The 26,630-nt window shown below is 45.4% G+C and carries 18 protein-coding genes and 1 pseudogene; 6 read left to right on the top strand and 13 right to left on the bottom strand.

Going from position 1 to position 26,630, the window contains the following annotated elements:
- Positions 1–19: 19 nt before the first annotated feature.
- From JRJ22_RS02905 to JRJ22_RS02885, 5 genes and pseudogenes are all read right to left on the bottom strand, one after another.
- Positions 20–2,434 (bottom strand): restriction endonuclease-like protein, encoded by a 2,415-nt coding sequence (locus tag JRJ22_RS02905; RefSeq protein ID WP_206103157.1) that lies wholly within the window; start codon positions 2,432–2,434, stop codon positions 20–22.
- Positions 2,406–4,514: an MrcB family domain-containing protein gene (locus JRJ22_RS02900; protein ID WP_332461364.1), complete on the bottom strand. Its 2,109-nt coding sequence runs from the start codon at positions 4,512–4,514 to the stop codon at positions 2,406–2,408. Before JRJ22_RS02900 ends, JRJ22_RS02905 begins: the two co-directional genes overlap by 29 nt.
- 143 nt (positions 4,515–4,657) lie before the next feature.
- The gene (locus tag JRJ22_RS02895) at positions 4,658–5,353 is read right to left on the bottom strand and encodes a nuclease-related domain-containing protein (RefSeq protein ID WP_206103155.1); all 696 of its coding nucleotides are present in this window, start codon (positions 5,351–5,353) and stop codon (positions 4,658–4,660) included.
- A 308-nt stretch (positions 5,354–5,661) separates the two neighbouring features.
- Positions 5,662–5,982: pseudogene (locus JRJ22_RS02890) on the bottom strand (ATP-binding cassette domain-containing protein); the annotation flags it as partial.
- A 248-nt stretch (positions 5,983–6,230) separates the two neighbouring features.
- Entirely contained in the window at positions 6,231–10,256 is a 4,026-nt protein-coding gene (locus JRJ22_RS02885) for an S-layer homology domain-containing protein (protein ID WP_206103154.1), read from the bottom strand.
- Positions 10,257–10,882: 626 nt separating this feature from the next.
- On the opposite strand from JRJ22_RS02885, the gene JRJ22_RS02880 reads away from it, so the two are divergent.
- A complete protein-coding gene (locus JRJ22_RS02880; RefSeq protein ID WP_206103153.1) occupies positions 10,883–14,536 on the top strand; it encodes an S-layer homology domain-containing protein in 3,654 nt (1,217 codons plus the stop codon).
- Between the two features lie 132 nt (positions 14,537–14,668).
- On the opposite strand, the gene JRJ22_RS02875 is transcribed toward JRJ22_RS02880, so the two are convergent.
- Both JRJ22_RS02875 and JRJ22_RS02870 read right to left on the bottom strand, forming a co-directional pair.
- On the bottom strand, positions 14,669–15,631 hold the full coding sequence (locus JRJ22_RS02875) for a helix-turn-helix transcriptional regulator (protein ID WP_206103152.1): 963 nt from the start codon (positions 15,629–15,631) through the stop codon (positions 14,669–14,671).
- Between the two features lie 47 nt (positions 15,632–15,678).
- A complete protein-coding gene (locus tag JRJ22_RS02870; RefSeq protein WP_206103151.1) occupies positions 15,679–16,248 on the bottom strand; it encodes an SF0329 family protein in 570 nt (189 codons plus the stop codon).
- A gap of 212 nt (positions 16,249–16,460) precedes the next feature.
- Between JRJ22_RS02870 and arr the strand changes: the two genes are divergently transcribed.
- On the top strand, positions 16,461–16,877 hold the full coding sequence (gene arr / locus JRJ22_RS02865; protein ID WP_206103150.1) for an NAD(+)--rifampin ADP-ribosyltransferase: 417 nt from the start codon (positions 16,461–16,463) through the stop codon (positions 16,875–16,877).
- Here arr and JRJ22_RS02860 read toward each other — a convergent pair.
- Positions 16,868–17,860, bottom strand: coding sequence for a tRNA dihydrouridine synthase (locus JRJ22_RS02860; protein WP_206103149.1), 993 nt, complete (start codon positions 17,858–17,860; stop codon positions 16,868–16,870). The genes arr and JRJ22_RS02860 overlap by 10 nt on opposite strands.
- A gap of 188 nt (positions 17,861–18,048) precedes the next feature.
- Here JRJ22_RS02860 and JRJ22_RS29095 point away from each other — a divergent pair, with 188 nt between their 5' ends.
- Both JRJ22_RS29095 and JRJ22_RS02855 read left to right on the top strand, forming a co-directional pair.
- Complete coding sequence (locus tag JRJ22_RS29095; protein WP_232381148.1) at positions 18,049–18,132, top strand: putative holin-like toxin; 84 nt, start codon at positions 18,049–18,051, stop codon at positions 18,130–18,132.
- Between the two features lie 449 nt (positions 18,133–18,581).
- Positions 18,582–19,880 (top strand): MFS transporter, encoded by a 1,299-nt coding sequence (locus JRJ22_RS02855; RefSeq protein WP_206103148.1) that lies wholly within the window; start codon positions 18,582–18,584, stop codon positions 19,878–19,880.
- 380 nt (positions 19,881–20,260) lie between these two features.
- Here JRJ22_RS02855 and JRJ22_RS02850 read toward each other — a convergent pair whose 3' ends face one another.
- The 3 genes from JRJ22_RS02850 to JRJ22_RS02840 form a co-directional block, all read right to left on the bottom strand.
- Positions 20,261–20,887 carry a type 1 glutamine amidotransferase family protein gene (locus JRJ22_RS02850; protein ID WP_206103147.1) on the bottom strand — a complete coding sequence of 209 codons (627 nt, stop codon included), beginning with the start codon at positions 20,885–20,887 and terminating at the stop codon, positions 20,261–20,263.
- Between the two features lie 121 nt (positions 20,888–21,008).
- Positions 21,009–22,622, bottom strand: a complete 1,614-nt coding sequence (locus tag JRJ22_RS02845; protein WP_206103146.1) for an ABC transporter permease — start codon at positions 22,620–22,622, stop codon at positions 21,009–21,011.
- A gap of 26 nt (positions 22,623–22,648) precedes the next feature.
- A complete protein-coding gene (locus JRJ22_RS02840) occupies positions 22,649–23,530 on the bottom strand; it encodes an ABC transporter ATP-binding protein (RefSeq protein ID WP_206103145.1) in 882 nt (293 codons plus the stop codon).
- A gap of 319 nt (positions 23,531–23,849) precedes the next feature.
- Here JRJ22_RS02840 and JRJ22_RS02835 point away from each other — a divergent pair, with 319 nt between their 5' ends.
- Entirely contained in the window at positions 23,850–24,467 is a 618-nt protein-coding gene (locus JRJ22_RS02835) for a TetR/AcrR family transcriptional regulator (RefSeq protein WP_206103144.1), read from the top strand.
- Positions 24,468–24,599: 132 nt separating this feature from the next.
- On the opposite strand, the gene JRJ22_RS02830 is transcribed toward JRJ22_RS02835, so the two are convergent.
- Positions 24,600–24,797 (bottom strand): hypothetical protein, encoded by a 198-nt coding sequence (locus JRJ22_RS02830; RefSeq protein WP_206103143.1) that lies wholly within the window; start codon positions 24,795–24,797, stop codon positions 24,600–24,602.
- A 273-nt stretch (positions 24,798–25,070) separates the two neighbouring features.
- Positions 25,071–25,235, bottom strand: coding sequence for a DUF4368 domain-containing protein (locus JRJ22_RS29625; RefSeq protein ID WP_408637884.1), 165 nt, complete (start codon positions 25,233–25,235; stop codon positions 25,071–25,073).
- Between the two features lie 569 nt (positions 25,236–25,804).
- Between JRJ22_RS29625 and JRJ22_RS02820 the strand changes: the two genes are divergently transcribed.
- Positions 25,805–26,413 (top strand): transglutaminase-like domain-containing protein, encoded by a 609-nt coding sequence (locus JRJ22_RS02820; protein ID WP_206103141.1) that lies wholly within the window; start codon positions 25,805–25,807, stop codon positions 26,411–26,413.
- Positions 26,414–26,630 lie beyond the last annotated feature (217 nt).

Below are 26,630 nucleotides of genomic sequence, written 5' to 3'. Positions count from 1 at the left end.
TACTTCACTCTATATCAAACTATATATTCCTAACCTCCACAACACTCCCCAAATCCACATACTCCTCATGATCCAGCTTCACCTGCACTCTGCCCTTGCGGCGCTTCTCCCGCCATTCCCGCAGTGCTTCCTCTGTTTCCAGACGGAGCTCGGCAAGCTCCAAAGCCCGGTCCAGGATGTACTTACTGGTGTAGAGCACCGTATAAATCCCTTGTCCGCCAAGCGCAATAGGAGCGGCCAATTGCTTCCATTCCTCAACCGTAAAACGCACATACAGATCCTCCTCCGTACCCGGCCGACAAGGGACTTCCGTAATTTCCTTACGCCGCAGCACCTTCCAATCCGCTACCTTTCCTACCCAGTGAATGCCTGTTTTTGCAGGATCAATGAACTTTTTACGGGATTGGCACATCGCCACATATTCGATTTGGGTAAGGCTCTTCTGACTGGCAAGGTTCTTTAACGGCATATGGTAAAAAGCTTTCCGAACCGCCACCCCCACCTGCTCCGGCCCCCGGACAGAACCGATCAGTACATTTTTGCCCGCAAGCTGATCAGCATAATATTCTCTCGTGCCGCGTGGACGCGTGGATCGCTCGTAAGCTTTTTCCGGACTGTCCCGGATAATCTCATCTAGGAATTGCTCCACCAGGCTTGTGGCATTCGGCAGAAACGGCAGGGCACCAATGTTCAGCAGCTCAATGCTTTTATAGAAACGGTGGTCCTTGAACCGCTCCTCGTCAGGATAGGGAAACAACACATACGCTCCAAACATGCTACGCTCGTATTCCCCGGAGCCTTTCTCCTGATACACAATCGCATCCCGATAACGGTGCATCGTATTAATGTCGTCCTCTTCCGGCCCAGGCTGCCCGTACTTTCCTTGGTAAGGAGTACCTTCGTACGCAGGATTTAAGCGATATTTAGCATCAAAAACATACTTATACTCTTTGATCTGTCCAGCATCCTTTTTCTTCAGGGTTAGCACATTATCCGGGCGCTGACTCAGCGTTGGCGTCTTGTCCGTCCCAGGAATCGCATTGTAGTACAGGATGAATTGCTCCCCGTTCAACGGGTTCTCATAGACCATCTTTGCGCTCTGCGAGCGGTCCAGCGTCACAAAAATCCCGTTCCGGTTCACCTTAATAATATCCTGCTTTACCAGCTTGTACTTCTGCCCCAGCAGCTGATTGAGCTTCAGGAAACACCAATATTCATAGAGCTGAGCGACATCCTTCATGGATAGGCGGAACAGATCGCTTTGGATAGACAGACCTTTGAGCAGCATGAGATAACATCGATAGACCTCACGGTACCCGGGCGCCATCTGCAGCACCAGCGTAACCGACATCTGCTTGAGCACCCCAGCCTCACGCAAAAAATCCATCTTAAGCACCCGCTCAATTTGCGTAAGCATCGTATCCAGCCTTTTGATCAGCAGAGGATCTGCGGTCCGGCTTTTCGTCTTCCAGCGGGTTTTGAGGGCCTTCAGCTTGCCATGAATACGTTCCAGCATCCAGCGGATGAACCGGTTCTCGTTCGTATCATAGGCGAGGCGCTTCCGCGTCTCCATTAGATGTGTGGCTGCGTAGCTCCGATTGCCAATGGTGATGAATCCATGGTTCATGTCTTCCCTTAACCGTTCCGGATGCTTCGCCAGCTCACGGATGTTCTCCCTTCCGGCCTTTTTGACCCGATTGGCATCCACCAGCCGGCGGTCCTGGAGCAGCGCATAATTAGGATTTTTGTTGATCCGCTCAACGGCATCGAGAAGCTGTCTAAAGATATATTGTAGTATCGTAAAAAACTCCGTCAGGCTCTGATGCTGCGTCTCCCGCAGGCCTGTTAGCTGGTAGGTTCGGCGTAGGAAGTCGAATGCCAGATTATAAATTTGTGCATTCACTTCATTCAGAATGTTCTGGTAATCCAGCTTGTAATCCATCTTCGACGGAAAAATCTCCATCTCCACCCGCAGCAGCTGCTGCCCCTCACTCCGGATCTCCCATTCCGTCAGACCAACCTCATTGCCAAAGTTCAGCACACCCGCGAGAAGCGATTCGCCTAGAGGCTTAACCGCCTGCCGCAGCAGCACATTATCATGGTAAAAAGAAAGCTTAGCCCCCGTCTTGCTCTCAATCACCAATTCATACGACTGAGTCTCATAAAAGCATGGAAAGACCTCCTCCCTCGGCTGCCAATCCACCAGCCCGTAAGTCTCCGGCGAAAAAACCTTGATCTGCACATCCCCAAGCCGCTCAGAGCACACAAGCCCAAGCTGTGCATTCACCCACTCCTGATCGGCAGAACGATGAAGCTGCAGCGTCTCCACCGTAGGATGAAAGGGCCTTCCTGACACATAAAGCGTAAATAGCTCCGTCTCAATACGGAGCAATTCCACCGCCTGATTAAGAGAGCCAGAATGAGGTGAATCCATCTTCCTCCAGCCTCCTCAGCATAAAAGCTAATTTACGCGCACTTTGCGGATGCTTGGCCACAGGCGGAACTTTCCCGGAAGCCCATTTCATATACAGCGGGGAGGCATCATCCATAAGCTCCTGCACATTTACCGCTAATTCGGCACCGTTACCGATCGTATTCTCAATCAGGCTGAGCAGAACCCGGCGCACGGAGGAATGACTACCTTGAATGCGCGGCAGAATCTTTTGCAGCAGCTGCCAGTCAAACGCCTCTTCTTCGTCCATCAGGCCATAACGATCGTTATAAATCATATAAAAGCAAATCGCATCCCGTACCCGGAAGCCTACATGAGCATGAATGTCCTCAAGCAGCGTATTAATCTTAACCAGTCTCTCCGTCGTCCGGACAACAAGCTCCTTGTGAGTATCATAGGCGTCTACCAGCTGCAGATAATCCGAGCGGACAAACAGATGATTCAGCTCCGTAAGCTCAGCGGGATCACCCGACTCCTGCCCAATCTCTTGCGGGTACTGCTGCAGATTGATGTAATTGAACTCCAGGGTGTTGGCGCGGTCGAGCACTTTTTTGCTAAAAGGATGCGTCGTCTCGTCCATATTCACCGTCCCGATCAGGAACACATTCTCCGGGATGCCAAGGCCACCATAGGTTTCTTGATCCTCAGGCGTATCCAGCAAGGTAGGAGAGATAAGGTCCTGCGTCTGAATCGCCCCCTCCCGCCATTCCTGCGTCTCCAGCACACTTAACATATCACTGAAATAATGCTCCACCCGGGCCAAATTCATCTCATCCAGGCAGATAAAATAAAGCTTATGCCGATTCTCCGGCTGCCGCGCATCCACTAACACCTTCGTAATCGGACCCGGCTGGAACCTGCCCGAAAGATCCTTATACCCCAGCAGATCCGCTGGATCACTCCAATCCGGCCTTACCGGAATCAAGCTAAACTGCCCATTATCCCGCGTCGCCCCAAGCGCCTCCGAAAACAGCTTCACCAGCCGCGTCTTCCCTGTGCCCGAGATGCCTGCCAGAATGACAAAAGGCTTAGCTTTTAGCGAGAGGTAGAAATTTTCGATAAGATGCTCAGGGAAAAAGAAGCCTTGACGGCGGATGTGGGCTTGGATTTGGTGGAGGATGCCGATTACTTGCTCGTCCTTCAGAGGTTCGGCTGTTTGTGGCAAAGTTTCCACTTCCTCGTTGTTGGCTTCTTCATCCGTAGAAGTCACTGTTTCCACATATAAACGGTAATCTTCTATCACATTCACAAGGTCTTGAATAAGCTGCTCATCGTTCGGTACACTTCCTCGCTCATACTTAATATAAGCTACAGTAGATACCTGATAGTCTTGTCCTAGACCACTATTCACCAGACGAATATTCTCATCTTTATTCATATTAGTAAGCTTAAGAAGCTCTCGAATCTCTTGTGTCCGACTTCGTAGAAAAACATAGCCCTCTCTACGTCCCTTCTCTTGGATAGGCACCGTCACCCCTTGGTTAAACGTAAGATACACCGCGCTCATATCTTCAGCAAACAGATACACAACATATTCCCCATGCTGAGTCGTTTCTGTTATTCGTTTATCCAGGATAGCCAGCCAAGGAACCGTTGCCCAATTGCCTTGACCAACCGAGCCTTGAACTTTGTATTGCTCATCTATGAAAGGTAATGCTTTAAGCTCGGAAGGAAGTGTCTTACGAAATAACGTACCTAATGCATGCTCTGCGAAGGTTTCTTTTTTGGCAGAACTATACTCCGCCATGACCTTCTCCAGATAACCTTGCAAAGAGAAATGCTGCAAAGCAGCATTGTAAGACTGGAGTTCATCATTGGCCAGTCTCTCTAATTGGAAAAGCTCCTCTTCCCCTAGCTGTCTTTGGATCTGGCTATGAAAACCTATGGTGTTATCTTCTGAATTAACAAACAGAATATGTGATAAGGCATTAACCGGACTGTTAATGATATCCTTCAACTGGCTTTTCGGGGCATCCTTCCATAGCTCTCGCCCCGGTGGCTGATCTACCCGGTGTCCTCTTTCTTGTTCAGCTAAGAAATAGCTAAGGAATCGCTCCTTCACTCGGTCGTACGAGACACGATCTTGACTAGTGGCTCTTAACTCTTCTATTAAGGATAAAATCAGGACCATTTTATAGGATTTTTGCTTACGCTTGAAAATCTGTGTGATTGCTTCTGGTAATGGCATGGAGTCCTCCAAGGTGGTTAACGATTTTTAGTAGTCGATGTAATCTTCTCTATATGGAGCTTGCGGATTTCTGAATTTGTAATGTTAACTTGAGTCAGTTGATCATAAATAGACTGAACCTGCACTTGAGAAAATAATTGCTCTGGGCTCTCCGACTTTAGTCGAAGTAGTTTTCTAGAGATAAATTCACTCAACTCCACATCATAAATGACAAGCTCGTCGGATTTAATTTGCCGCAGCTCTGGATCTATGCTAAAGCGGCATCTCATTGTAAATGAAATAATCGATACAAATTTCACTTTAGGAATACCCTTTAGAAGGCTCTCAACGGCCTTAATATGCCCATAGTTTTGCTTTAGCGGATTATACAACTTGTAACGGTTGCTAACTGACCATTGTTGATCCGTTCGCCCACCTTTTATTTCTCCATTGTAGTTTTTGGTTTCAATGACGAATACGCAATACGGGGAAATAACAACATGATCAATCTGAGCGTAGCCTGTAAGAGACTTCGGATTAGGGAGCAACAGATCACTTAAAGATTTACATTCCTTAGGTAGCTGGTCTAGTTGGATATTAATTTTATGCTCGCCCAGCTCCCCGATCCTTGTGGGGGCGACCTTTGGCTTCGCCTTGGTAGTTGGTGCTTTACGCACAGGCTGGGGTGGCTCCGTATCTGGCTTCTTGAAGAGAGACCATAGCGCTTTAAACATAGCACAACCTCGAATCATCTAGATTTACAATATGTATGGTTATTCGACAAAATGGGAATGTATCCCTTCCAATCATAGACGTAAGAAAAAGACTGTCGCCTGGACAGTCCAAATGTAAAGTATGTGTATGTTTAGATTTCGCCGTCTATCCGAGAGAACAGAAGGAGCAGTAAAAGCATTAGCAAGCTGCGTACCATCTTCTTGCAAATAGAGACGTTCATATAGAACGGAGAGCTTTCTTCCCAATATCTTCAAACTCAGGCATACGTGCAATGTCCATAGAGTCAAACAACACCTGAAACGCCTTACTCTTCAAGCAGGACATATTCCGTCTCCTGGCACAAAACCATGGCAACGTTTGCTCTTTGCCTCTGGCCGCCCGACAACTCATCCAGATACCGGTGTTCCAGATCCGGCAGATCCAGAAAGTCGATATATTTTGAGATAATAGCCTCATCTTCATTCGTTAATCTGCCCTTTGAATAAGGAAAACGCTCAAATCCCGCCAGCTGTCTAACGGTGTTCGGTCCAATTAGAGAAGTAAAGCCTGCCTTGGTAATTTCAATATACAGCGGTCGTATGGTTAACTGATCGGTATACAGCTTTCTGGCATTATTTATCTTTATCATAGCGACCTCTTTCTCAGAATCACCACCAGGAAGGTTATTCCGTCAAACAGTTCAATAATATCGGACAGAAGATGTTATTCCGCTCGCTCTACTCAGAAGCTATTATTTTCTTATGTATGACAGGTATGCTCACGTTTGCAGCATGACTTCCATATGCGGGAGCATTAGCGCTCCTATTCTCGCCGCACATAGCAGAAACCGTGGCAGCAATAGCTGTCACGGTCTCCATCATCTTTTATGCGAATTTCTTATTTACTGTACAGTCTGTAGAGGAACACCGCAGCTTCTGCTTTGGTTGTGTTTCCAGTCGGATTGACTTTGTTACCGCTGCCTTCGATCAACCCTTCCTTAACCATCGTAGCTACACTGTTCACCGCATAGGAAGCCACTTTGGACTTGTCGGTGAATCCTTCCAGATCTGCAGCCTCACCCTGAGTCTTCAGCTTCTTCTCAAGCTTCAAGGCTCTTTCGGTCAATACCATCATGTCCTGTCTTGTAATCTTAAGGGCGCTGCCAAATCTGCCATTATCCAGGCCAGTCGTAATACCAAGAGCTTTGGCAATTGCAATTTCATTATAGTAATAGGCGCTCTCCTGTACATCGCTGAAATTTCCATTTACTTTTGCAGTCAGGCCAAGTGCCCGGACAAGGGAGTAAAGGAAATCTGCCCTTGTGATATCGGTTGACGGATTAAATAAATGCCCCTCTGTCTTGAGAATATCCTTTGATGCAAGTACTTCGGCCGCGTTCTTGGCCCATGCTACGCTTCCCAGATCAGTAAAGGTTTTGTATACGTAAGATACTGCGTAGCTGCTGAAATGAGTCGTGGTGAAGGTAACCATACCGGTCTCGGAAGCATAACGTCCACTCGGTACGGTTACAACCTCTCCGCTTCCGTCAATGTACCAGACAACAATCATTTCGGGATTCTTCAACTCATCTGCAGACGGCTTGTAAGGAACGGATACGGTTATAGGTGCAATGGGGTTGCTCCAGGCTATTTCTTTTCCGTCTGCTGTGAGACTTAGCTCTATGATCGGTCTATCGCCGAGAGCTGCCTTCACTTCCGCCGGGAGCTTGGACTTGTCGCTCTTTCCAATCGCAAGCGTTACTTCCTTGCTGCTGCTTTCGGTTGTTCCCGTCAGCATGTTACTTGTTATGACTACCTTACCCAGCTCTGTGGATATCGTGAGTTTGCCATCCTTTGCTCCGCTTGTCAGTGCTGCAGTTGGCAAGCCTACCGAGTATGCATTCACTCCCTGCGCCACAGGTATATCCAGGGTAACATTTTTCTCCATAAACTCCTTTGCCTTATCCAGTTCCAGCGCCTTAACAAATGCAGTTCCATCCTTCACGGTCGTCTGCATGGTTACTTTTTGATCTTGAACAACCGGTGCTGCAGGTGTAGGCGTTGCAGATGCTACAGGTGCAGGAGCTGCGGGTCCAGGAGTTGCCGGTGCAGGCGTTGCCGGTGTTGGCGTTGCAGAAGGTATTCCGGAGCCCGGTGTAGGCGTTGCCTCTGTTCTGCCGTTTGTGACTTTTATGGTGTACGTCTTTAACGTACCGTCTGCAGCCGTTACCTCTATCTTTATATCCGTTCTTGTACCAGGTGTCAGCGTTATGGCTCCGGAAGCTGTACCACTGGCAACAGCTGTGCCGTTTACTTTAAGGGATGACCTGCTGTCTGCCGCTGCAGCAGTAATAGTAATGCTGCTGGCATCCTGCAGGGAAACCTCGTAATCTGTAGTCGCTGCGTTGAAAGCCGGCTGGAGTGTTCCCGCACTCAGTGTCAAGGCGCTGAGGTCTGCATTCACACTATTAGGTACATAGACTCCAAGATCACCAAGATCAATAGCGTTGCTCCGGATGGTCTCGTATTCGCCTGCAAAGTAACCATCCAGATAAGAATGTCCAAGTATAAATCTGTCCGGATTCATGGCACCATAGTAGCCGGCATTAGCATTGCTCTGACCGTCGAACAGGACATAGCTTCCCTGCCATCCGGAACCGGACACGCCCCAGCTGATGATGTGATCGATATATGGGGCAAACTTGGTAAATGTCTTGTAGAGCAGCGCGTACTCATAACCTAAGGCGTCCGACTGTCTGACATTGAGCACTGCCGGAGCGGTTGCGCCTCCTCCAGGGGCATCGGTCGGCATTTTTAGGTCAAGCTCTGAATAGGTAATACCGGACAGCAGGCCCCGGTCAACGAGAGAGGCATAGAGGGCCATTGCGTATTGATTATCGCTTGCAAGGGTCTTGCCAACCGCATCGTGTCCCTGGATACCGATGTCTTCGATAAGAGGTCTTCCGTCATACAGCGGATCGGAGAGCCAGGCGGTATTTAATTCGAGAACCATGTTATATACTGTCCTAGCCTTGCTGCGGGTTGCAAGTCCGTAATCGTTGTAGGTCAGCTTCGGAGGATTGTCGACGATATAAGCGTCAATGCTGCCGTCCTTGTCGTGTCCGTCGAGCTTCATGTACTCCGGAAGGTTAGCGTAATTAGCCTTGTAAGCCGCAGCCATCTTGGCGTTGGGGGCTGCGATGTGCGCGTTTTTGAAGAGAAGATAAATATAATGCTCGGTGATGTCGCCGCCAATCTGATCATCCGACATGGCAGCAAGCCAGTTGGTGTGTTTAAGGCTCGTTCTCCAGCTGTTCGCATCCTCCGGGATGAGTTCGCTGTGGCGGCTTTCGTGAACCTCTTCGTTGAGTACATCCCATGAATTGAAGGGGATTACTCCACGGGACTCGCTTGAACCGTACTTCGTATCTGTAGTCAGGAAGTGCCGCATCACATACATGGTGTGATTAAACTGCACTCTTCTTGCCATTTCTTTGTCTACCTTAACCGTAGTTGTAACGCCGTTGCCAAGCCCGTAGAAATTGGCCGAACCATTGTACCCGGAGGAAAGGTTCGCGGGAATAATCTGAGTCATCCATCCAGGAGCCTGGTTGTACCATGCCAGAACATGGCCGTGAGACTTATACTGTCCGGGAGTTCCGGAATCCCTGATCGCCTGATAAGCGCTGGTCGGGAAACTGTATTCGGCTAAGCCAGGGGTAGTGGCTGCGCCGTTCAGGGCCTCGCCGTTAACGCCTTTCAGCCATTCGGGGCCACGGGGATGCGTTCCATCGGCCTTTAGATTGTTGCCGTCGACAAAGATTTCATAGTGATTGGCTCTGGTTCCGGTTACTGCTCCGGTCCCGATTGCGCCGACCATGAACAGGCCATTCTCCTTATTGTACACACTCTTTAGGGGCGCTACATCACTCTGGTGTTCCTTGTTGACCACGCTCGGAAGCGCAATGCCGTTAGGGTCAGGTGCGGTAATCTGGATGTTAGCGACAAGCAGCATACCGGTTTCTGCAGAACGGGCATTTTCGCCATGCAGCTCAAGAATAAAGTTCGAGGAGACGCCCGTTGAGGCGGTAATGCTATGATGAGCCATGAGCCAGGACTCACCGTTGTAGCTGCCAACCCAGTCAGGATTCAGGTTGTTGTACTGGTAATCCCTGAGGTAGCTATCGAGGTTAGTGTTAGTATTTCTGATTCTCCACCTCATATACTTGCCCTGCGCGCTCTTGGGATAGTAGACATCGAATTCAATCGTTGAACCCTCTGGGACATTTACGGCCGGAGACAACGGGGATTCAATACTTATGCCGCCGAACGTGCTTTTCCCGTTATGGGCATAATTAATCTGGAGCACTTCAGCTTTGCCTTGGGAATCTGAAAAAGGATACGGCATCATTTTGAATGTGCTACCGGCAAAGTCAGCGGGCACACGATTATCAAGTGGCGTTCTTGCCATCCAGTTATTAGTAGGCGCAGTAACCTTTACTGGAACTTTACCAGGACCCGGATCAAGACGGAAATAGGGATCGGAACCATCTGATTTAATATTTTTATTAAAAATCACTATTGCTTCTTTAAGAACGGCGATAGCTTCGTCAGCGGGAGTATTCGCATTGCGCGCGAGCTCAAGAGCATCATTAAGAGCTTTGAGTTCGCTCACATGCACCCATGGAAAAGCCTGGTTCACATCGGAACCATAGACGGCTCCGTAGACAGACTGACTCACTTGAAGCGGGAATTGCTGATTGCCGGTTTTTAAAGCTTCAGCTTGAGCAATGAGTTCATTCAGTTCAACTGTCCCTTCATCTCCGGCTGCAGCAGCCGGGACCGGAGCATACGTAAATACGGAGAACAACATGATGACAACGAGGAGACGGGAGATGCTGATTACACATTTTCTACTGTTCATCTTTGTTTGACTCCTTTTCTTAAGGAAACCTCTAAAGTCTCGTTTTAGAGTCATCCCAATTAATATGTTGTTTTGGTTAGAGATTCGTATTTTCTAATATCCACTCCTTGGCTACGTCAAGTCTGACTTGACGAACAATACAAACACCTCCCTCTGAACAAAAGTGGCTGATCAAACTTGAAAACGCATTCATAAAAAGCAAATGGGTAGAAAGCCTCGATTATCCGCAGCCATGGCATTTGATTGCAGCCCTGCTGCTGTAACAGCTTTCATAATAACAACAGGAGGGGAAAGTCTAAATACGGGTAATGCACGAAACATTTTAATATAATACGAAAATCTTTCACTTCTCATCTGTTCCGAACCTATTCAATGATGATGTGTACTGTCCGATAAGGATAATAGAGACATTCATTTAACTGTGATCCACTACCGAGTGGCCTATGGCATCCAACTCCAGCTCCCTTATGAAGACAAAAAAATACCCCCTCAATCAAGAGAGGGCAATTCCACACGAATACATAATTGAATGTTCCAAGCTAAGGGTAGTCAAAAAAACGAATGTGACAGGGATCAATTACGTTATTTATTTAAAATTTTAAATATAACTATTTAAGGAGAAATTTATGAAGAAGAAATTTAAAGTGAAGTCGATATCGATCCTATCAACAGCTGCCTTGCTTGGTGCCCTGGTACCACATACATCTGCAGCGGAGTCTTTGACCGATATCTCAAACAGCTATGCCAAAGATGCCATTATTGAGTTAGTCGAAAAAGGAATTATCAATGGTACTGGTGACGGCAAATTTAATCCGACAAGTAATATCAAACGACAGGACTTTGCAATTATACTGGCAAAGGCTCTCAATTTGGAGCTTAGCAACCCTCCACAATCATCTACTTTCACAGACGTCCCGGTAAACAGTTATGCCTTTTCTGCTGTAGAAGCCGCTGTTAAAGCAGGCCTTCTTAAAGGTATGGGTCATGGAATATTTGGTACCAATCAAAACCTCACCCGCGAACAAATGGCTGTAATCTTTGTGAATGCACTAGGCGTTAACAGTGCCGGAAAAGGACAGAATTTAACATTTTCAGACGCTAATTCAATTGCCAGCTGGGCTAAAGATGCAGTTGGTGCTGCCGTTGAACTGGGACTTATGAAGGGAAATCCTGATGGCACCTTCAACCCGGTTAATAATGCAAGCCGTCAGGATGTAGCTATCGTCGCTTCTAAGTTTTTAACCGAAAAGACTAAGATTGATGAACAAAAGTCCATACCACCTGTGACACCTACACCTACACCTACACCTACACCTACACCTACTTCTACACCTATTTCTACACCTACATCTACACCTGCACCAACAACAACGCCGGTTTCTGTACCGACACCAATACCTACATCCATAGCTACACCTATACCAACACCAACACCGACGCCAACACCTATATCTACACCAACACCGACACCTATATCTACACCAACGCCTACCCCAACCCCGACACCACAAAATACAGTAGATCTAGAAGCAGCAACCCGGGTAAAGGACCAAATCGCTGCCTTGCCTGCAAAAGCAGAAATTACCCTGGCTAACAAAACAGCTGTCGTTAAAGCACGTACTGATTTTGAAGCTTTAACACCAGCCCAGAAAACTCTGGTAGGGGATATTTCCAGATTAACGGATGCAGAGTCGGCTATTGTTGCGCTGGAAACTCAAGCGGCACTAGACCTTGAAGCAGCCAACCAGGTGAAAGGCATAATTGCTGCCTTGCCTGAAAAAGCGGAAATTACCCTAGCCAACAAAACAGCTGTAGTTAAAGCACGTACTGATTTTGATGCTCTAACACCAGCCCAGAAAACTCTGGTAGGAGATATTGCCAGACTGACGGATGCAGAGGCAGCTATTGTTGCACTGGAAACTCAAGCGGCACTAGACCTTGAAGCAGCAACCCAGGTGAAAACCCAAATTGCTGCCTTGCCTGCAAAAGCGGAAATCACCCTTGACAACAAAACAGCTGTAGTTAAAGCACGTACTGATTTTGATGCCTTAACACCAGCCCAGAAAACTCTGGTAGGGGATATTGCTAGATTGACGGATGCGGAGGCAGCCATTGCTGAGTTGGAAGCTCAAGCTGCTCTTGATCTGGCTGCAGCAACCCAGGTGAAAGAACAAATCGCTGCCTTGCCTGCAAAAGCAGAAATTACCCTGGCTAACAAAACAGCTGTCGTTAAAGCACGTACTGATTTTGATGCTTTAACACCCTCCCAGAAAATTCTGGTAGGAGATATTTCCAGACTGACGGATGCAGAGGCAGCTATTGTTGCGCTGGAAACTCAAGCGGCACTGGACCTTGAAGCAGCCAACCAGGTGAAAGACCAAATTGCTGCCTTGCCTGCAAAAGCAGAAATCACGCTGGCCAACAAAACAGCTGTCGTTAAAGCACGTACTGATTTTGATGCTCTAACACCAGCCCAGAAAACTCTGGTAGGAGATATTGCCAGACTGACGGATGCAGAGGCTGCTATTGCTGCGCTGGAAACTAAAGCGGCACTAGACCTAGAAGCAGCCAACCAGGTGAAAGACCAAATTGCTGCCTTGCCTGCAAAAGCAGAAATCACGCTGGCCAACAAAACAGCTGTCGTTAAAGCACGTACTGATTTTGATGCTCTAACACCAGCCCAGAAAACTCTGGTAGGAGATATTGCCAGATTAACGGATGCGGAGGCTACGATTGCTGAGCTGGAAGCTCAAGCTGCTCTTGATCTGGCTGCAGCCAACCAGGTGAAAGACCAAATTGCTGCTCTGCCTGCAAAAGCAGAAGTCACCCTGGCCAACAAAACAGCTGTAGTTAAGGCACGTATGGATTTTAATCACTTAACACCAGCCCAGAAAACTCTGGTAGGGGATATTTCCAGATTAACGGATGCAGAGTCGGCTATTGTTGCGCTGGAAACTCAAGCGGCACTAGACCTTGAAGCAGCCAACCAGGTGAAAGGCATAATTGCTGCCTTGCCTGAAAAAGCGGAAATTACCCTAGCCAACAAAACAGCTGTAGTTAAAGCACGTACTGATTTTGAAGCTTTAACACCAGCCCAGAAAACTCTGGTAGGGGATATTGCCAGACTGACGGATGCAGAGGCAGCTATTGTTGCACTGGAAACTCAAGCAGCACTAGACCTTGAAGCAGCCAACCAGGTGAAAGGCCAAATTGCTGCCTTACCTGCAAAAGCAGAAATCACCCTGGCCAACAAAACAGCTGTAGTTAAAGCACGTATGGATTTTAATCACTTGACTCCTGCCCAGAAGACGCTGGTAGGTGATATTACCAGATTGACGGATGCGGAGGCAGCGATTGCTGGGCTGGAATTAGTAGCAACAGCTAAAGGGAATTTAAAGGTAACCTACAATGGAACCGATGACCAAGTCACTTTGCCAAGCATTCAAGATGGCGCCGCTGTTACCTGGGCATTAAAAGATTCTATGCAATCTTCTATTGTAGATATTTCGACGGGGAATATTACTCGTGCAGGGTTAACAGCTGATACTGACGTAGTGCTCATAGCGACAATTACCTCAGCAACCATTTCTGATACAAAAGAAATTACCATCCATGTTCAAGCCGAGAGTAATGAACCAGAGACTATTACAAGTAAAGCTATAACCAATTTCGACTTCTCAGTCACCTATGCTACACAAGCCAGGAAAGAAAGCAAAAAGATAACCTCAACAGATTTCCAAAGTAATCCGAAACACTTCACTATTAGTGATGGAACCGTTACAATACCTGTTGACCTAACCTGGAATATTCCGTTGAATGGATTTAGTTCAGGACAGGTAGTAGGCTCAGCGATAGATAGTTTTATCCAAGACTACTGTAATGCACATGGAATAAACTTAGGGGAGCGGACATTAGCTGGAATGGGATTTAGTGACACGTTCTTTATATCCACCTTTAAGACTGGATCTGATGCTTCTGTTACATTAGGCGGGAATGACTGGGCTTATTTCTTTGATAATAACTATTTCACCGGCACAGACGAAGATCATACCAAGAACCGTTCGTTTACAGTTAGTGATGGCACAAACACAGCCACTATTTTGTTAGAATGGGAATATTATGATATGGAAGACTTGGTTAATGACCTAAATTATCAACTAGCTTCAGTGTCAGCGACAGCAATAAAAGTAAATGAGACACAATTCAAACTTGTCGCAGACTCTGCAGCGATAAATTTAACCATTGCTGGAACAGATAAAAATCAGTTCTTCGAAAATTAGAGGTTCATAAGAATTTTTATTGTCGGCGCAGATTCAATATTGCGCCTTTTTTTTATTTTGGCGATATCATTTATATCAATGATTATCCTCATAATAAAACAGCTCCACTGACATCCGCTGTCAATGAAGCTGTTACTGCTGATAATATTCCATTAACTCGGCCGCAGTAGCAACAAGCCTTTCCTTTAAACTCTGCGGCTCTATTACTTGAATCGATTTCCCATAGGGCAGCAGAAAAGAAGGAACATATCTGTGAACGTTCTCCTCCTCAAGGGTAAAGATGGCCTGACCGGCTGTCCGCTCCTTCAGATGATGCCCCAGAAACCAGTGCATACACAGGTCGTCCAGCGCATCCGCCGTACCTTCTATCCTTACAGCCATCACCCCTTCCTTGCCTGCTACATCAGGCAGCAGATTATGCAGGAAGCTGTCGCGGGCCGAAAAACTCTCCGAGCGCTTAAAATTCTCCGCCGTACGCTTGATTGTCAGAATCCGGTCTGCCCGGAAGCTGCGGAGCTCCTTTTTCAGGTGGCAAAAGGCAACCGTGTACCATCTGTTATTCCAGTAGACCATCCCATACGGGTCGATCATCCTGTTCTTGGCATGCTCTTCACGGCTTGTACGATAAGCAATTTCTACAGAGCATTCATTGGCTACCGCCCATTCCAATTCCGCAAGCACCGGCTGGACAGAAGCAGGCGCTGTACGGTTTATCACTTCAAAGCCCGCTAAATGGCGGCTGAGCACCTGCTCCTGCTCCTGATTCGAATACATTTTTAGCTTTGCTGCTGCATTGTCCAATACGTCACTCATAGGGGATCCGGCCTCTTTGGCAAAAAGTGCAGCATGAAGGAGCGCCTTCTTCTCGTCCATATCAAATAGTAGAGGTGCTCTGATCGTATTACTGAGCAGGCTATACCCGCCGTTATGACCAGAATCGGAGATGATAGGCACTCCGCTGGCACATAGCGCATCGATATACCGGTACACGGTCCGTATATTAATTTCCAGCTTCTCAGCGATCTGCTTCGCCGTTATTTTTACGCCGGAGTTCAGCATCCATAGGATGGCCAGCATATTATCTTTTTTCGGCATCACATAAGCCCTCATTTTTCTATGAAATCTGCTAGAAATAGTTTACCTCACAACGCCCCCAGCCGCAGTTCATAAAAATACCGCACAACCGGATGCTTCAGCTCCATCTTCCCGGCCATGCTTAGAATTCGCTTCTTCCCTACTCGTTTATCCACCAAAGCCAGAACATTCATCAAGATATCATCGCTCGCTAGGCTTTCCTCTATAGGAGTAGTCAGAAACTTGTTAGCTACCACTTTAAAATTCGATTTACTTAATGCAGCCTGTGCTGACATAAGCTCTTTGGCATGTTCTGTACTTTTTCTGCTTCTAGCCATTATGATTAAGCGATCCTCCGGTACCGGCCCCTTGGTGGCTTGTCTGACTGCTTCAATGTCGCTACTTGTGACAGGAATTCGGATGTCCGGATCATTTTTGATGTCCAGCTCCGTTTGATACCATCGGATAGGGTTACTTTTATCGCTCATGCCCAGCACGTTCTTTTTATCTACCGAGATATAACAAGTCCCTGATTTATCAGGCAGATAACGGTAACCCGGTGCGCGGTATTCCACCCTTCCATGTAACGCAGGACTGAAAAAGCCCTCCAGTTGTTGCTTCAGTTTGCTCCAGGACATGTAATCCCCCTTTATATAAAACAGCGGATAGAATTGCTTTTGGCAATCCCAACGCTAACGCACAAAAAAAAGCGATGGACACCTTCCACCGCCGCCCTGATCTTCTCTCTACTTTAATTATACTTCGATTTACGATGGATTTACAGACTACAATTTTGCCGGTTTGCCCCCTATACTAGTGTGTACCAATCGCAAAGAAGAGGTGGATCTATATGAATAACCAAAAAGATGTGCTGGATAACGGTCCTTTTTTTCACGGTACAAAAGCAGAGCTGAAGATCGGAGATTTGTTAGAACCTCAACACTTATCTAATTACCAGAATAAAAAATCCAACTATATCTATTTCACGGCCACGTTAGAGGCTGCCAAATGGGGTGCCGAATTAGCAGCTTCTGAAGCCAAGGAAAGGATTTATATGGTTGAACCCTTAGGCGAGTTTGAAAATGACCCGAACGTAACGGACAAGAGATTCCCCGGAAACCCGACACGTTCCTATAGATCCAAATCCCCACTCAAAATCATAGCGGAATTAGGATCATGGGAAAGACACTCCGAAGACCAAATTAATCATATGGTGGAATCTATCAAAATGCTACATGAACAAGGGAAATTTGTAATTTACGATTGATCCTCACGTTCCCCGTCATCCTGCACTTTGCTTGCAAATTCATCGAGCAGCGCACGGACTTCACTTGTGGACTTGGTGTTCATCAAGTTATTTCTTAATTCGCTTGCCCCGCGGAATCCGCGGACATAGATTTTGAAGAAACGTTGAAGGGGGCTGAACGAACGTGGTGCCTGTCCTGAGTATTGATCATAGAGATCCAGATGCAGCCTTAGCAGATCAAGCAATTCCTCACTACTGTGTTCCTTCGGCTCCTGCTCAAACGCAAACGGATTCTGAAAAATACCGCGCCCAATCATAATCCCATCCACACCGTACTGCTCAGCGAGCTTAAGGCCGGTCTGACGGTCAGGGATATCCCCGTTAATGGTCAGCAGGGTGTGTGGTGCCACCTCATCGCGAAGCTTCTTGATCTCCGGAATCAGCTCCCAGTGGGCATCTACTTTGCTCATTTCTTCTCTGGTGCGCAGATGAATGGACAGATTCACAATGTCCTGCTGCAAAATATGGGTTAACCAGCCGCGCCATTCGTCGATTTCGGTGAAACCGAGCCTTGTTTTTACACTGACGGGAAGTCCTCCGGCTTTGGCGGCCTGGATGATCTCCCCTGCGAGTTCGGGACGGCAGATCAGGCCGCTTCCCTTCCCGTTCTCTGCTACATTTGCTACAGGACAACCCATATTAATATCGATGCCTTTGAAGCCTTCTTTCGCCATCCCGATGCTCATCTGACGGAAGTATTCCGGCTTGTCTCCCCAGATATGCGCTACAATGGGCTGTTCATCCTCTGTAAACGTCAAACGCCCGCGCACAGCATGGTGCCCCTCCGGGTGACAATAGCTCTCTGAATTCGCAAACTCCGTAAAAAACACATCCGGTCGGCCCGCTCTACTGACGACATGGCGAAAAACAACATCCGTCACATCCTCCATAGGCGCCAGTATGAAAAAAGGCCGCGGCAAATCACGCCAAAAATTGTTTGTCATATCAATAACCTCTCTATAAATATCAGGATAACGCTTTATCCTGAGTATGTTTTAAATTAGGTCTTTCTGCACGTTTAAACATAGAGTACTAAAATATTCCAAGGCACCGTACAACATGATATAATTGCAAGAGCAATGGAAGGCTTGCAAGGGCGGTCGGCTAATCTCCCGGAAGGGAGGTGAGGCCAATGGAGGCTTATCAGGCGTTGTCACTGATGTTCATGTTCGGCATGTTCATTATTGCTCTGCTTAACTACCTCAAAAAGAAATAGACCGCCCTGTCCAAAGGAAACGGTCTATCTCATGACTGCTATTCCGAAGCCGCCGCCCTTAAAAGCGGCTATTGCAAAAGGGGAGTCGTGTTGGTCGCACGGCTCTCTTTGCATTTTACGCTATTTCTGCCCTTATTATAACATGAGAAGAGGAAATTTCAATCCAAGCACTGTATCAGCGTAGAAGCTTTTGATAGTGTACATCCTTGGAAATTTCAATTATATAATTATTTTCCGGGTTCGCACATGGTAAAATAAAGAAGAATTTACTTTAAGGTGAATTTCATTTCAGGCGATAAAGAAGGAGAAACCAAATGACAATATGCAGCGGCACTGCTCCGTGCAAGGTCTGAACCGGACGAAACTGCACGGAGCGAAGCTTAAGTTCGTCCGTTCGGCTTTGCACTTTCATTGAATCGTTTAGAATTCATTGAAAGAGGAGCAGAGTCATGATAAAAAATTTCAAAATGAACATTAGGGAACTTCGTTCGTTCCTGATTTTATGGATTACACAGTCCTTTTCAGCACTGGGCAGTGCAATGACCGCCTTTGCCTTGGTGATCTGGTCTTATCAGCAGCATGGGTCGGCTCTTACCAGCTCGCTTTTGGCTATCTGTTCCTATGCCCCCTACGTCCTGCTGAGTATCTTCGCAGGTGCGCTGAGCGACCGGTGGAACAAGAAGGCCACCATGCTGATCAGTGACAGCTTTGCGGCACTTTGCACCGTTTCAATCCTTATTCTGATGTCAACGGGTAAGCTCCAGATCTGGCATCTGTATTTGATCAATACCTTGAATGGACTGATGAACACTGTTCAGCAGCCGGCGTCAGATGTAGCTATTAGCCTGTTGGCTCCGCAAAAGCACTACCAGAGGGTTAGCGGGATGCGTTCCTTGTCCAATTCACTGGTTACCATACTAACGCCTATACTCGCCACTTCAATGCTTTCCTTTACAAGTATCCGGGTTGTTATCCTGTTTGATTTGATTACATTCACCACAGCGTTCATAGCGTTGCTATGCTTTGTCCATATCCCGCAAGTTCCAAAGCAGAGCGGCACAGGGAGCGAGACAGTATTACAATCTGCTAAAAGCGGCCTGCGGTATCTCAGGGACAACCGGGGAATTCTGGATCTGATTCTGTTTTTGGCCGTGATTAATTTTACCGCCTCGATCTTTAATGCTGCCCTGCCCGCAATGATGCTCTCACGTGCTGGCGGCGGAGAGTTGGCGCTAGGTATGGTCAACACCGTTACAGGGATTGCCATGATGGTTGGAAGCCTTTCGGCTACGATTCTGCCGCCGCCTAAAAGCCGGGTTCGGGTCATTTTGAATTGCTTGCTGTTTTCCATGAGTTCCGAGAATTTCATCCTTGCCTTCGGCAGAAGTACGCCTGTGTGGTGTTTGGGTGCCATCCTCGGATGGATATTCATTCCGGTTATGAACGCTAATATGGATGTACTTTTCCGCTCAAAAATCCCGATTGAGATGCAGGGGCGTGTCTATTCGGCAAGGAATACGTTACAGTTTTTCACCATTCCTGTGGGATATCTGTGCGGTGGCGTATTGGTTGACAGGGTGTTTGAACCCTTTATGGCAGGGCAGCCGCTGGACAGCCTGTGGGTCGCACTGGTCGGAACCGGCAAAGGCTCCGGTGCAGCTTTGCTATTTCTGGCCATCGGAATTTTCGGTGCATGTTCTTGCCTGCCGTTCCGGGCGGACAAACACATTTGGAGGTTGGAAGAATAGTTTCTTCTATCCCAACTGCAATAAGCACAGGGTAGCTCATACGGCTGCCTTGTGCTTTTAAGTTTCCTGTAAGCTCAAAAAGGCTATGCTTTTCGTTGTCAGAAAAACATAGCCCATACTTGTTTAGGATTTTGCTTTAGTTAATTTAGCAACTGGGCCATTTCAGGCACGGTATACTCCTCGTAATAAAATAGATAGATAACATCCTTGGTTTCTATACTGGATACGATTGACCAATAAGAATCCTTGCACCTATTTTTTTGTTTTTTATTTGTAAAATATACCTTTAGTGAATTCATTTCATTTTCCAGCCGGAATTCACGCTTGGTAACGAAAAAAAAAGAAACGTGGGGATTCCCGCACGTCTCTTCGTTATACTGTCACTGGATAGAATTCATTAACTCGTAGAAATATTTAGGTTCATGAGTTTTATTAAGAAGATACCAAGCGTCTAATGTTACTGGAGACAATACATCCAGCGCTTTTAAAACATGAACAGAAAATTCTAATGGGGCTACTCCGGATGCGGTGATCAATTTCCCATCGGTGACAGCAGATTCCACTTTGTAGTATTCCTCTCCCGTGTAAGAACGGCAAATCATTTTTAGGTAATCCAAATCATTGCTCGTATGCCAACGTGAATCTAATAATCCTGCTTGAGCAAGTCCAAAGGTAGCACCGCAAATTGCTCCAACGACTATCCCTTCCTTTAAACACATCTCGGCAATTTTTAATATGGGCACGTGAATAGCTTCTGTCCATGTATTTCCGCCAGGTAAAATCAGTGCATCTGCGCTTTTAATGCTGCACTCCTCCACTTTAATGTCAGGCATTATTGAAAGTCCGCCCATTGTAGTTACTGGAGTCTTATCTATCCCAACGGTGACTATTTTTGCTGGAGCCAACCCCTTTCTGAAGTATCTTCCAGAGTTCAGTTCGGCGGCTAAATAACCTATTTCCCAATCGGACATGGTATCAAACACATAAAGATATACTGTATTATTCATTTCTAAATGCTCCTCATTAATGAGTGGTTATCCTTATAATAAAACAACTTCACTGACATCTGCTGTCAGTGAAGTTGTTAAAACCCGATAATATTCCATTAACTCTGACTGTCTATAACTGTTAAGCTCCTTCAACCATGTCCCGTCTGCGATATCCAATATAGCCAAACACCATCAAGGCCATACTAATCACTGTCATCGTAATGAAGGTTGCTCCATCAAACTTATCAATTGGCATCCGTGGAATCCAGCTTTGAACGGCTGTTTTTGAAAACCATTCCGGCAAATCTAAAATTCCGCCAAAGTAGTTTAAAGCAAAGGAATAACCAAGATAAGCATAAATCACTTTACCCAGTCTTGGTGCCCAGCCTAAAGCCAAAGCTGCAAGCCCGGTAAAGAACAACACAGACGGCAGGAAGTTATAGCCTGCGGCGATGAAGTCTCCCATATTCATAGATGAGCTGTCACCCATCGCAGAGATTGCTGTACCGCCAAGTCCGCCTGAAGCCAGTAATACTCCAACGACTCCAGCAGCAATTGCCAAAATGACACTCGTCCAATAGAGCTGGGCCCGGGTCACTTTTGTAGAATAAAGCTGGCTCAAATGCAGTCGCGCTTCTTCCGAGAACAGTTTATTAACGATGGCAATAGGTAAAATAGAAACCAATCCAATCATTACCATCATAATCGTTCCAGTAAAAGACGCTTCAATTGAAACTCCTGCTATTGTGAACATTTGACTCATCATTTCATTGCTGCCAAGGAACGTTTGCATATCTCCATAAATCGAACCATAGGCTGCTCCCATAATTACAAAGGCAATCAACCAGCTAATGATCATGCCTTTGTTAAGCTTGATAAACAAGCCGGGTACGGACAACAAAGATTTTTTCGCTGCCTCACGCCCTTCTCTTTCCGGTAAATAGCCTGCCCCCATATCCCGGCCGCCCTCAAGGGTAAAAGCAATAATTACTGCAATGACACAGAAGGCTACGGCCAAAATCAGGGGAAACCAATTATTTTCAGTAAATGGAAAAGTCAGATAGGTCCAACCCATAGGATTAACCATGGAGAAATCAACATTCGATACATCCGTACCCGCACGGACAATATAGAGTAAACCTACAATCCCCAGCGAAGAACCCGTTGCTCCGGAGGAAGTTGGCATAATTTGTGCCATAACCAAGGCAATTACTGCCCCCAAAATACCAGCTATTCCGATCGATGCCCCAAACAGGAATGATCCCTTGGCCGAAATCGTATCTACACCGAAGCTAGCCATAACCCCGCCAATAACCAGCGCCAATACAATATTGATAAACACTACTTCGGCAATCACAGCAAGCGAATTGGCTTGACGGCCTACTTGAAAGGAGCGTACCAGCTCAGTAAGCCCATATTCTTCTTCTTTACGGGTATGGCTCACAACATGCAAAGCAGCTATAATCATCGCAAACAAACCACAGAATAACAACATTTCGTGCGCATACATAGCACCCAGAGTGTAATCAGCTGCGGTATCAATTGGTGTCGGTCCAACCATTGAGATCATAGCGGGATTCTGCAAGGTCTCATACATCCCCTGCAAACCCTGCCCCTTGCCGATTTCCTCAAAAGCTGGAACATACCCGGCTGAAAATAAACCCAGACCTACAATCCAGATAATCAATTTTTTCCAATCCCGTTTCAGATACTGCGCAAATAGTACATTCCACCGTGCAAATTTTTCTTTCATTTCATGTTCTCCTCCGTTCCCAACTCTTAGACTTCATAATGCCGCATGAATAAGTCTTCAAGCGTTGGCGGTACAGATTCAAACCTCTTAACACCCAATTTTGCCGCATTGGTCAATATGTCATTGATATATTCATTATCCGCAGAGAATGTCGCCTGATTACCTTTATGCTTAAAGTCATGGACACCGTTAACGGATGCCATCTCAGCCACATCCCCCTCTGTTACCAGAGTTACTGTAGAACGGGTCAGGTGACGTAATTCATCTAGTGTCCCGGTTTCAACAACCTTACCTTGACGAATGATAACCACCTTATCGGCTAAACGTTCCACTTCACTCAATATATGAGAGGATAGTAAGATAGCCTTCCCTCTATGCTTGATTTTCTCAACCTCATCTTGGAAGACAGCTTCCATCAACGGGTCAAGACCAGAAGTCGGTTCATCGAAAATATACAAATCGGAGTCCACGGACAAAGCCGCAATCAAGCCAACCTTTTGCCGGTTTCCTTTTGAATAGCCTTTTGCCTTTTTCTTAGGATCGAGTTCAAAACGTTTAATCAAATAATCACGCTTATCCTTGTCTCCTCCACCATGTAGCTTAATAAACAGATCAATAATTTCGCCACCCGTTAAGGTGCCCCACAGAGCCACATCCCCTGGAACATAGGAGATCCGCTTATGAATCTCAAGGCTATCCTTCCATACATCCTTGCCAAAAATCTTCACATCCCCGGCATCACGATTAATAATTCCCAGCAAAGTGCGAATGGTTGTTGACTTCCCCGCGCCATTTGGCCCAATGAAGCCCACAACCTCCCCGGCATTTACTGTGAATGTCACATCATGCAGCGCTTTAAATTTCCCGAACTTTTTTTGCAGGCCTTGCACATCTACAATTTTATCCATAGCACTAAAACTCCCTTTAAACAGTTTTAGTAACGTGCTTTCCAGTCTAAAGCAAAGTTAATCCCGGATAAATATGAACTGTTAATGAGGTTAAAATTCATATTATCGAGTTTTGACTTTTGTTTTAAACCAAAGTTCATTTACAGATTCAGTTATATACCTTTTTATGTGCTTAGTCAATTTAAAAATCGTTAGTTTAGAACTATTATCTGTTTGATAACTCATAATTGTAGCTATATAATATATAGGAAAGAAAAATATGAACTATACTCCACAAATATATATTTTATTCATTTGAGATAGAAAGCAGGAATGATAAATGAATGGTTTTGAAAAGCGGACACAGCAGAAGAAAAAACAAGTTTTAGAAGCAACTTTCAACTTGATGAATACAGAGGCAGGCATAGAAAATTTAACAATGGATGAGATTGCTGAGAAATCCAACGTTGGAAAAACAACGATTTTCAAATATTTCGGGAGTAAAGAAAATCTTATCCATGAGGTTTTTAAGTATTTTTTGAATAAAATGGGGGATACCGCCCGGGGAATCATGGCCGAAAATAAGCCCTTCGAAGAAACCCTTATCGCGATGAGTCAGAACAAAATTCAATATCTGGATAAAATCAAAAAAGAGTTTTATTTAGACCTAATGGATTTTTTCACCAAAAAGGGTGATGATGGCTTATCTGTGATGATGCAGCAATACGCTAAGGAAAGCTTTAATATCATGCTGGATTTATTCCATCGCGGACGTAAAGAAGGCAAGGTCGATCTGAAATATTCAGATGAGTTTCTTTTGATTTATTTCCAAGCCTTAGTTGAAGGGATTTCCAGCCCTCACATCTACGACAAGATCCTTCCTTATACCGCTCAATGGACGGAATTGATGATTAAAGGTATTGCTCCAAGTCCTCCGTCCGGGTCAGTCTATAAATAAGACAAACCGCCGATCCAGTGACAGTCACTGTGTATTGGCGGTTCAGGTTATATTCCCCCAATATTCCCGGGCAATCTCTTCAAATGGGAATAAGCTTTGGGTATAGAGAATTGGCACTCCCTAGCTTAATTTTTATTTCACACTATTATTTTTAATGCTTTTCATTTCTATTGTATAAGCAACAACTTGAATTATAAACGCAACTAATGTTACAACAAGCAATACTCCAACTACAGGCAATTTATTATTCAAGTAGTTTATTCCCGATGTAATAATACATAATATAGAAAGGAGCAGAGAAACTCTTAAAGTTTTAATTTTTTTCGCCATTATATTCATCCCTCCTAAAAGTTTAGGATATAATCACTCACAGACTGATATTTGTGGCTTAGTTCCACCCCTACTGTCCATTTTCTGGTTTCACGAAATAAGCTGATGTAGAACACTTCCCTTATCCAAATCCCCCCACGATCAAAGGTACTATCCTTGACTGCACAAAAAAAATACCCCCACTCTTCACTAACACCGCCACCGACTCCACATGACCTTGAGTGTCGGTCACTGTAATTTTAAGCCGTAAGAAAGGCGGTGGGGGTAAACTTATCATGAATGTCTACCGGAGCCGTCCGCCTGTACTTCAATCTTATCAATAAACCTATGCACCATCTCAGGAGTCAGTTCTTCCAACTTCATAAACCGCTTGAGTTCTTTCTTCAGACGAACAACACTTTCTCCTATTCTATTATTACATTGTGTACCCCCTCCCATTGCCAAGTCATCAACAAATGCAGGCTACAACAGAGTTTATGGCTGTTTGACACGCCTGAATTTTTTTGAATACTCGACAGATGTAAAATAAGCGCCTTGTAGGAGGCAAGAAATCCTAAGATTTATGACACTAATGACCATACTTCGAACCAAAAATTTGCATTGAATAAAAATCAATTTTATCGCATAATTATTAACCTTATTTCAAATAGTTTCCATTTTTAGCAGGGGAGGTTCTACATGCTGATAGGAAGGCAGTAATGAGTGATTCAGAGGCGATATATAAATTAATAGAACAGTCCGCAGTTCAGGGACAACTATTACATGTACTCGTGCATCTATTTACGAACACTTACAATGCTTCTTTGTGACAGTTGAAAATACTAAAATAGTAGGAATGACCATTTTACATATATTGGATTTTATTTAGCGGAAATACGTTCATTGGTTGTAAACGCTAATCTAGCACTCCGAGGAATTGGCAAGTTATTAGTAAATAAAATTATTATTCAAAATTCAAGTCATGTAATGAAATTGCAATTTCAAATAAACGTTTGAGAGGGAAAAGAATGGAACTTACATGTGAATCCAGTAACCTGGATGATTATTTAGAAGAAACTGAAGAAGTTGATTATGGTCATTTTTCGATAAAAGATATATCTTCGGAATTATATAGCCAATCGTTAAATGAAATTGAATTTGTTAAGTCCGCTTTTGAATTTGTTCGTGATAACATATCTCATTCTTGGGATATCCAAAGTTCACGCATTACGTGTAGAGCATCTGAAGCCCTTTTCTACCAAGAAGGAATTTGTTATGCAAAATCAAATCTTTTGTGTGCTTTATTGAGGTGCCAAGGAATACCAGCTGGTTTCTGTTACCAACGTCTAACTTTAGGAGATACTCCTGATACAGGTTACGTTATCCATGCGTTAAATGGCGTTTATCTTAGGTCAATTGGAAAATGGATTCGCTTAGATGCACGTGGAAATAAAAAAGGTGTGGATGCTCAGTTCTCACTAAAAGAAGAAAAATTGGCTTTTCCTATACGCGAAGTATACGAAGAAATAGATTATCCTGTAATTTACAGAACACCAAACACAAAAACAACCACCGCATTACTTCAAAGTTCAGATTGCATTAAGATGTATCTTTATGGTTTACCCTCAGACTTGTAGCCGTTAAATTATATTAAACTAAAAGGGATGTTAGGGTAATAATCACGTGACCGCCTAAATCTAAATGGCGGTCATTTTTTTTCAAAATCAACATAGTAGAATAACCAACAACAAAAAGAGGGGTTTAACGCCCCTCTTTACTATATTCGCCAATACACATCAACTATTAGTTTTTCCTAACCAACGATTGCGCCACGGCTCCGATTGAATCTGTTAT

It is taken from the genome of Paenibacillus tianjinensis, from assembly GCF_017086365.1.
Lineage (GTDB): Bacteria > Bacillota > Bacilli > Paenibacillales > Paenibacillaceae > Paenibacillus_AQ > Paenibacillus_AQ tianjinensis.
The sequence above is the reverse complement of the archived record's forward strand: the minus strand, read 5'-3'. Positions and strand labels throughout refer to the sequence as shown.

What these genes read in the sequence shown, in the direction of transcription:
- JRJ22_RS02905 (WP_206103157.1), bottom strand. Translation starts at nt 2,434, where the DNA reads ATGGATTCACCTCATTCTGGCTCTCTTAATCAGGCGGTGGAATTGCTC.
- JRJ22_RS02895 (WP_206103155.1), bottom strand. Translation starts at nt 5,353, where the DNA reads ATGTTTAAAGCGCTATGGTCTCTCTTCAAGAAGCCAGATACGGAGCCA.
- JRJ22_RS02885 (WP_206103154.1), bottom strand. Translation starts at nt 10,256, where the DNA reads ATGAACAGTAGAAAATGTGTAATCAGCATCTCCCGTCTCCTCGTTGTC.
- JRJ22_RS02880 (WP_206103153.1), top strand. Translation starts at nt 10,883, where the DNA reads ATGAAGAAGAAATTTAAAGTGAAGTCGATATCGATCCTATCAACAGCT.
- JRJ22_RS02875 (WP_206103152.1), bottom strand. Translation starts at nt 15,631, where the DNA reads ATGCCGAAAAAAGATAATATGCTGGCCATCCTATGGATGCTGAACTCC.
- JRJ22_RS02870 (WP_206103151.1), bottom strand. Translation starts at nt 16,248, where the DNA reads ATGTCCTGGAGCAAACTGAAGCAACAACTGGAGGGCTTTTTCAGTCCT.
- arr (WP_206103150.1), top strand. Translation starts at nt 16,461, where the DNA reads ATGAATAACCAAAAAGATGTGCTGGATAACGGTCCTTTTTTTCACGGT.
- JRJ22_RS02860 (WP_206103149.1), bottom strand. Translation starts at nt 17,860, where the DNA reads ATGACAAACAATTTTTGGCGTGATTTGCCGCGGCCTTTTTTCATACTG.
- JRJ22_RS29095 (WP_232381148.1), top strand. Translation starts at nt 18,049, where the DNA reads ATGGAGGCTTATCAGGCGTTGTCACTGATGTTCATGTTCGGCATGTTC.
- JRJ22_RS02855 (WP_206103148.1), top strand. Translation starts at nt 18,582, where the DNA reads ATGATAAAAAATTTCAAAATGAACATTAGGGAACTTCGTTCGTTCCTG.
- JRJ22_RS02850 (WP_206103147.1), bottom strand. Translation starts at nt 20,887, where the DNA reads ATGAATAATACAGTATATCTTTATGTGTTTGATACCATGTCCGATTGG.
- JRJ22_RS02845 (WP_206103146.1), bottom strand. Translation starts at nt 22,622, where the DNA reads ATGAAAGAAAAATTTGCACGGTGGAATGTACTATTTGCGCAGTATCTG.
- JRJ22_RS02840 (WP_206103145.1), bottom strand. Translation starts at nt 23,530, where the DNA reads ATGGATAAAATTGTAGATGTGCAAGGCCTGCAAAAAAAGTTCGGGAAA.
- JRJ22_RS02835 (WP_206103144.1), top strand. Translation starts at nt 23,850, where the DNA reads ATGAATGGTTTTGAAAAGCGGACACAGCAGAAGAAAAAACAAGTTTTA.
- JRJ22_RS02830 (WP_206103143.1), bottom strand. Translation starts at nt 24,797, where the DNA reads ATGGCGAAAAAAATTAAAACTTTAAGAGTTTCTCTGCTCCTTTCTATA.
- JRJ22_RS29625 (WP_408637884.1), bottom strand. Translation starts at nt 25,235, where the DNA reads ATGGGAGGGGGTACACAATGTAATAATAGAATAGGAGAAAGTGTTGTT.
- JRJ22_RS02820 (WP_206103141.1), top strand. Translation starts at nt 25,805, where the DNA reads ATGGAACTTACATGTGAATCCAGTAACCTGGATGATTATTTAGAAGAA.